The organism is Desulfovirgula thermocuniculi DSM 16036 (assembly GCF_000429345.1).
In the GTDB taxonomy this organism is placed as follows: Bacteria; Bacillota; Desulfotomaculia; order Desulfotomaculales; family Desulfovirgulaceae; genus Desulfovirgula; species Desulfovirgula thermocuniculi.
In genome coordinates, this window is sequence record NZ_AUBR01000089.1 from 1 (window position 1) to 6,584 (window position 6,584).

Sequence of the window (6,584 nt, forward strand, 5' to 3'; positions counted from 1 at the left end):
TCAGGATCTCCCCAAAAAATAAAAGGAGGCCTCTCCGGCCTCCTAGTGGTCTACTGGACTTCCAAATGCGGGGATATCCGGCAGTTCCGCATCCATGTTTTCCCTCAGCTTGCGGGCCAGCTTCCCGCTGACCGGGCTCACACAGCGGTGAGTCCCATCCCTGAAGATGAAAATATCACGGGCCACCGGACCGTCCTTCCAACCCTCGACTTCGGCCACGCGGACGACCCTCCTGGTGCCATCGGGAAGCCTCTTGACGAAAACGAAAAGCTCTATGGTCTCGCAGATCATGTACTCCAGCTCCTCGGCGGTCACCCCTCCGGCCCGGATCATCGCCCGTATGAGCCGGTGCACCGCCTCGCTGACGGTGTAGTTGGCGTGCACCGTGGTGAGACTGCCCTCGTGCCCGGTGCCCATGGCCTGGAGCAGCTCGAAGGCCTCCGCCCCCCGTACTTCCCCGATGATGATCCTGTCCGGACGCATCCGCAGGGCGTTCACCGTCAGCCTGTGTATGTCGGCCTTGTCGGTGGCCTCCATGGCCACGCAGTGCGGGTGGTCCAGGTTCAGCTCGCGCATGTCCTCGATGGTGATGATCCGCTCGGACTTCGGGAGAAAGGTGGTGAGCCACCGCAGGAAGGTGGTCTTCCCGCTGCTGGTGGCCCCGCACACCACGGTGTTGGCCTTCCCCTTGACCGCCGCCTCGAAGAACCACACCATGTCCGGGCTTATGCTCCCCTGCTGGAGAAGGTCGGCCGTCCTGAAGACCTTGCGGACGAACTTGCGTATGGTGAGTACAGGGTAGTCCGTCACCGGGGGCACCACGGCGTTGACCCGCGACCCGTCGGGTAGCCTGGCGTCCTCCAGCGGGGAGGAGAAGTTTATGCGCCGCCCGCAGAACTGCATTATCCGGTAGATGGCGTTCATCAGCTCCTCGCCGTCCGTGTAGGAGAGGCCGGTCAGCTCGATCGCGCCGTTCCTCTCTACGTATATCTGGTGCGGGCCGTTGACCATTATCTCCGACACCTCGGGGTCGGCGAGGAGGGGTTCGATGGGGCCGAGTCCCAGGAGGCGGCACAGGACTTCCCTCTCCACGGCCGGGTCGGCCCTGCCCAGCACGGCGCGGACTTCCTTCCTCACGAACTCCTCGGCGGGCTCGCCGGCGGGGCCGCGCTCTGCGAGCCTCCTCCTGACGGCGGTCACGACGTCCCTGATATCCACAGCAGGCACCCCTTTCCTAGTGGCGGGTGAAGAGGTAGACGGCCTTGCCCGCCTGGGCGGCGTAGGCCATGCGCGGCGCGTCGCCCTCAGGTACTGCCAGCAGGACCACGCGGTCCTCGTTCGGCTTGGATTGGGGAGCGGAGACGACCACCGCCTGGCCGAGCACCAGCGGGCCTTCGTTCATCACCGCGACCACTGTAACCGTATCCCCAGTAGAGAGTGGTGGTGCCACCGGGTTCTTCAAAGGCAGGAGCGTCTGTCCGGGGCCGACGAGCCCGGCAGTGCTCCCCTCAACCTGGGGGACTATGACCTGCATACCGCGGTGGATCTTCTCCTGGGCGCGCTTACCGACCACCTGCTGCGGCGAAGCGTATGCTTCCGGGTGCCTGTCGCCCGCGCTGACCCTTTTCACCGCCACATCCGCCTGGGTTATCTCGGCTCCGGGAGCTATATCCCTGGCGGCCACCACTACATCCACAGGTCTGTAGGTGAAAGTATAGAGGTAGAAGACCGAAGCACCGGCCAGGATGCTCAACAGAAAGGCCACCCGGATCCTAAATCCGAGCTTTTTGTTCCCAGCCGCATCCCGACCGGTTACTGCCTTCTCTCCGGTAGCTCTCCCTCCAACTGCTCTCACGTCCGGCACTCTCTCGCTGGAAAGCTGATCTGTTTCAACACTGTCCTTCTTCCTGCGAAAGAACACCCGCACCTACCCCCTCAGCAGGGCCTCGGCCAGAGGCCCGAAGTTTTCATCCTTCTCTATACCCACGATCATCCCAATGCGGTCGCCGAAGTTGCCGCGGTAGAGTTCCACCACGTGCGAGCCCTCGGGCACCCTGTCCACAACCAGCGCGTCGAGCCGCAGCTTCATCTCGCTGTCGAGCCAGAGCTGCACATTGCGCACCGATTCGGTAGCATCCTTAAAGCTGTGCCCGACAACGTGGACCACACGGTGTGCCGACCGGTAAACCTCGTCTACCACCTGCGGGTTGCCGAGCGGCACCCTGACCTCGGCCACGATGCACTCGTACAGCTCCCGCCGGTCAGCTCCCAGCACCGTCCTGCCATCGCAGAAGGCATACTTCCCTCCGGCAACAGCAGCATCTGGAGACTCACCGTAGCGGGCGTAAGACACGGGCGTACCGCCCACCTCCAGGTGGAGCGCGCCGTCGCCCACCGCCTTTACCAGCCCGGCGGCCACGGAGGAGCTGTCCGCCCCCGGACAGCTCTGGAAGAGCACGATGACCTTTTTCGCACGTTCCATTAGCGGCAGCAGAACTCCGCCTTCCGTGGCGATAGGCTCTTCCGGAACGGCGGGAGCACCCTCCACCCCTGCCGGAACGGCTCCCTGCCCCGTGCCATCCTCCTCCGGGCGGGTGCTACCGGAAGTGCTCTCCCCGGCAGGCCCGGCCGAAGCACAGCTACTGCCGACTGTTTCCGGCAACCCCGCAGCCTGTTGTTCCGGAGTCCAGATCGCGTCACACTGTTCGCCAGGGTCCATCTCCGGGGCCCAGACCACCGGCTCGGGCAGCAGGTTGTTCTCCACGGCATGCCTCACCGCCGCCAGCACGGCGCCCAGGCCGACCCCTCCCCTGACCGCAGGGGCGACTTCCCTCCCGTCTAGGTCCACGACCATCCCGCCGCGCAGCACCAGGACGCACTCCGGCGGCACGCCGCACTCCTCGGCGGCGCGGATGCACTCCCTGCCCGCGCCGTCCTCCGTACCCGCGACCACGACCACCGGAACGCCAGCCTCGGCGGCGGCGAAAAGCGACTCGGAAAATTTCGGTCCCCTCACGACCACAGCAGCGTCAACCTTTTCGTCTGCCCCCCCGTCAAAAAGAACAAACTCCGCTCCCTTGGCCTTGAACTGCTTTTCGATGTTGGAAAGAATACGCATTATTTCACCAACCCTCCCGCCAGCAAAATTTTCGCGGCTTCCACCAGGTAGACGCCCGCGGCCAGGTACACGCCGAAAGGCAAAACTTCCTCGTCGAAGCGCTCCCTGCCGCGCACCGGGAAGAGATACACCCACAGAAGAAGCTTCCCCGACCGCGCCAGGTTGGCCAGCCCTCCCGCCACGGCCAGCACGCTCCCTGCCGCCAGAACCCACAGGAGGTCGTAGGGGCCGTACCACGCCCCCAGGGCGGCCATCATCTTGAGGTCGCCCCCGCCGATGCCCGCCAGTACGGGCACCCTCAAAATGAGGGCGGGCAGCAGGCCCAGCGCCAGGCCCAGCGCCGCCCCGCAGACGCTCTCAAGCAGACGGTGCGCGAGAACTCCGCCGGCAACCCCGGTGCAAAACATGAGCAAGTTCAGCCTGTTGGGTATAATCCTCCACTTCCAATCCGTGTACGCAGCTATAGCAACAAGCACCAGGAGCAAAACCTTCAGTAACAGCAAGCTCATCGGTCCCACCGCGGCCCCCCTCAGCAACCCAGGAGTCTCCCGACCAGCGGCGACACCCAGACCTCCAGAGCAGCGGCAGCGGCGAACATCCCCGCCACGATAGGGATCCCCCGCCTGAGCCTGACCAGGACGCCCCCGCCAAGCGTCAGGCCCAGCGCGCACGCCAGGAAGAGGGCGGGCAGCTCGACGACACCGTGGGGGGCGAGGAGGACCGCGTACTGCCAGGGCGGGACGCCCCTCGCCGCCAGCAGTGCTCCCAGCGTGCCGACAACGAGGCCGTTAGCGAGGCACACCCAGGCCGGCACTATGCCCCGCGTGGGTTTGGCCAGGCAGATGCACAGCGCGGCCACGCTGAGGTTCTTCGCAAAGACCAGGAGGAACATGAGGAAGTCCGACGCGCCGCCGGAGGCCATCTTTTCCCCCACGCCCAGCCCGAACCTGATGGCGGGCATGAGGTGGTGGATCAGGGCCTTCTCGAAGGCCGCCCCGGCGGCGACGCCCGCCGCGAACAGCCCCGCGAAGAGCAGGGCGAGCCTAAACCTCATCCCCGACCACCGCCCTCACCATCCTCGCGGTCACGGCGTTGCCCACCAGCACCAGGGCGGTTACCACTGCAATGAGAATATTGCCCGGCAGGGTGTCGAACAGCGGAGAGACGAACTCCGGCGCCAGCACGCGGGAGACCCCCATCAGAAAGAACGGCAGGAAGCTCAGTAGCCGCGCGGTTATCCGCGTCTCGGCGGTGACCGCCGCCACGTACCTCCTGTCGCTCTCCCGCTCGACGACGCTCTCCTGGAGGTGCTTGAACACCTCGGCCAGGTTGCAGCCGGTCCGGGAGTATATCCTCAGCGCCACGACCAGGGATTCCAGGTCCCTCCAGCCGGTCTCTTCCGCGACGCCCTTCACGGCTTCCACGTAGGTGGACCCGGTGCGCGTCCGGCGCAGGATCTCCGCGAAGACGTCCCTGGCCGGGCGGGGCATCGACGGCACGGCGTCCTCCAGCGCCTGGTACGGCGACAGGCCGCCCTGCAGGGCGGCCATCAGGCTGCCCACCACCTGGGCGTACTGCGACCTGAGGAGCGCCCTCCTGCGGTTCTGCCGGGCCCGCTCGAACGCCCGGCCCACGAAGAACCCCCCAAACGAAGCCAAAACCGCCAGGTGAAGCCTTCCCGTCACCCCGTAGGCGCCGAGGAAGCACGCGGCGGTCCCCAGCAGCACGTACAGCAGCAGCGGGCCGCGCTCGCCGTAGCTACCCGGCCGGGCCTTCCACTCCTCCTCCAGGGGGACGCCCCGCGGCCGCCTGCCGTGCCACACGGCCAGGAAGACCGCCACAAAGCCGGTCGCGACCGCCAATGCTTTCAGGACAGATACGGGCACCGCCAACCCCCCTTTTCAGCCAGAATCTCGGCGCGCTTGAACTCCTTAGCTACCCACTCAAAAGAGTCCGTCTTGGGGTTGTACTGCCACAGAACGTTAAGCTTCACGTCCCGAATAATGCCGTCGGCCCCGCGCTCCGGGCCGACCACCTCCACCACGTGGTCGAGCCTCCTGCGCCCGCTCTTCTCCCGCAGGATAAAAACGATGATGTCCACCGCGTCCGCGATCTGGTCCAGTATCGCGTCCCGCGGAAGTTCCATGCCCGCCGTCTGGACCATGTTCACCAGCCTGTTGATGGCGTGCCTCGCCGAGTTGGCGTGGATGGTGGTCATGCTCCCGGGATGGCCGGTGTTCATCGCCTGCAGCATGTCGAAGGCCTCCTCGCCGCGGCACTCCCCGACGATGATGCGGTCCGGAAACATCCGCAGGGCGTCCTTGACCAAATCCCGGAGGGTGATCTCCCCCTTGCCCTCGATGTTCGGGGGCCGCCCCTCAAGCCGCCTCACATCCGGGTGCTGGAGCTGGAGTTCGGCCGTGTCCTCGACGGTCACCACGCTCTCGTCGTGCGGGATAAAAGACGCCAGCACGTTGACGAACGTCGTCTTGCCGCTGCCGGTGCCGCCGGCTATCACCATGTTCAGCCGGGCGAGGATGCACGCCCGCATGAAGTCCAGCACCTCGCGGGAGATCGAGCGGTTCTTCAGCAGCATCTCAGGGGTGATGTCCTGCCGGAAGCGCCTGATCGTGGCCAGCACCCCGTCCACGGCGCAGGGCGCGATGTGCGCCATCATCCGCGAGCCGTCGAAGAGCCGCGCGCTCACGCGGGGATTGGCCAGGTCCAGCCGCCGCCCGGTGGGAGCGAGCATGCGCTCCACCACCTGCCGGGCCTGCTCGACGCTCTCGAACCGCTCCTGCACGAATACCCTCCTGCCGCGCTTCATGATCTGCACACGCGTGCCGTTGACGATGATCTCCGTGACTTCCGGATCGAAGAAGAACTTCTCCAGTATCCCGTAGCCCAGGATGTCGTCGAAGAGCCTCTGGACGAGGGCGGGCACCGCCAGGGAGGCCACCCTGACGTCCAGGTCCCTCATGGCCCGCAAAACTATGCTCTTGAACCTGTTGCGGATTACCGGGTCTCGCGACCTGGCCACCTCTTCCAGGTTCATCTGCTGTCTGACGACCTCCTGGACGTGGTTCTTGAGCCTCGCGTACTCCTCCTGGCCGATGTCGGCCAGGGACGAGGTATCTGTGGCGCTACTCTTCTCCGCCCGCCGCTGCAGGAACGGCAGGGGCTGGATCAGCCCGTCCCTGGCCGCCAGCGCGCTCACCAGCGTCAGATCCAATTTCAACCACCTCCTCCGTCGAAGCCTTCTTGCGTGATGGCGTTTGCCCGCCCCCGGAAAAGAAGGGGGAAAGAAGTCTCCTGACCCTCTTCGAGACCACGAGGTACCGCTTGTTGCTCCCGGCCTGCACCTCCGGGAGGAACGGCAGGACAACTCCCGGCGTCAGCACCTTCCTGACGTCCTCCTCCTTTATCGCCCCCGGCAGGGTCGCCTGGTTCAGCACCGCGCGGGTCT

Annotated in this window: 8 protein-coding genes; all 8 read right to left on the reverse strand. The window is 65.7% G+C overall.

Going from position 1 to position 6,584, the window contains the following annotated elements; genetic code table 11:
* Window positions 1-42 precede the first annotated feature (42 nt).
* Entirely contained in the window at window positions 43-1,218 is a 1,176-nt protein-coding gene (locus G454_RS19425) for a TadA family conjugal transfer-associated ATPase (protein ID WP_051276490.1), read from the reverse strand.
* Window positions 1,219-1,234: 16 nt separating this feature from the next.
* Entirely contained in the window at window positions 1,235-1,927 is a 693-nt protein-coding gene (locus G454_RS0114260; protein ID WP_084413530.1) for an SAF domain-containing protein, read from the reverse strand.
* The gene (locus tag G454_RS0114265) at window positions 1,928-3,118 is read right to left on the reverse strand and encodes a hypothetical protein (RefSeq protein ID WP_027719144.1); all 1,191 of its coding nucleotides are present in this window, start codon (window positions 3,116-3,118) and stop codon (window positions 1,928-1,930) included.
* Window positions 3,118-3,627, reverse strand: coding sequence for a prepilin peptidase (locus G454_RS0114270; protein ID WP_027719145.1), 510 nt, complete (start codon window positions 3,625-3,627; stop codon window positions 3,118-3,120). Before G454_RS0114270 ends, G454_RS0114265 begins: the two co-directional genes overlap by 1 nt.
* Before the next feature lie 20 nt (window positions 3,628-3,647).
* On the reverse strand, window positions 3,648-4,172 hold the full coding sequence (locus G454_RS0114275; RefSeq protein WP_027719146.1) for a stage II sporulation protein M: 525 nt from the start codon (window positions 4,170-4,172) through the stop codon (window positions 3,648-3,650).
* The gene (locus G454_RS0114280; protein WP_156896828.1) at window positions 4,162-5,004 is read right to left on the reverse strand and encodes a type II secretion system F family protein; all 843 of its coding nucleotides are present in this window, start codon (window positions 5,002-5,004) and stop codon (window positions 4,162-4,164) included. The genes G454_RS0114275 and G454_RS0114280 overlap by 11 nt, the downstream gene beginning before the upstream one ends.
* Window positions 4,986-6,350, reverse strand: coding sequence for a TadA family conjugal transfer-associated ATPase (locus G454_RS19430; protein ID WP_051276492.1), 1,365 nt, complete (start codon window positions 6,348-6,350; stop codon window positions 4,986-4,988). The genes G454_RS0114280 and G454_RS19430 overlap by 19 nt, the downstream gene beginning before the upstream one ends.
* Window positions 6,262-6,584, reverse strand: a 323-nt coding sequence (locus G454_RS21875) for a hypothetical protein (protein ID WP_169719371.1), incomplete at its 5' end; no start/stop codon positions are given. The genes G454_RS19430 and G454_RS21875, both read right to left, overlap by 89 nt.

Bases quoted from the DNA above. Each gene is read 5' to 3' on its own strand.
- G454_RS0114265 (WP_027719144.1), bottom strand. From the start codon at position 3,118: ATGCGTATTCTTTCCAACATCGAAAAGCAGTTCAAGGCCAAGGGAGCG.
- G454_RS0114270 (WP_027719145.1), bottom strand. From the start codon at position 3,627: ATGAGCTTGCTGTTACTGAAGGTTTTGCTCCTGGTGCTTGTTGCTATA.
- G454_RS0114275 (WP_027719146.1), bottom strand. From the start codon at position 4,172: ATGAGGTTTAGGCTCGCCCTGCTCTTCGCGGGGCTGTTCGCGGCGGGC.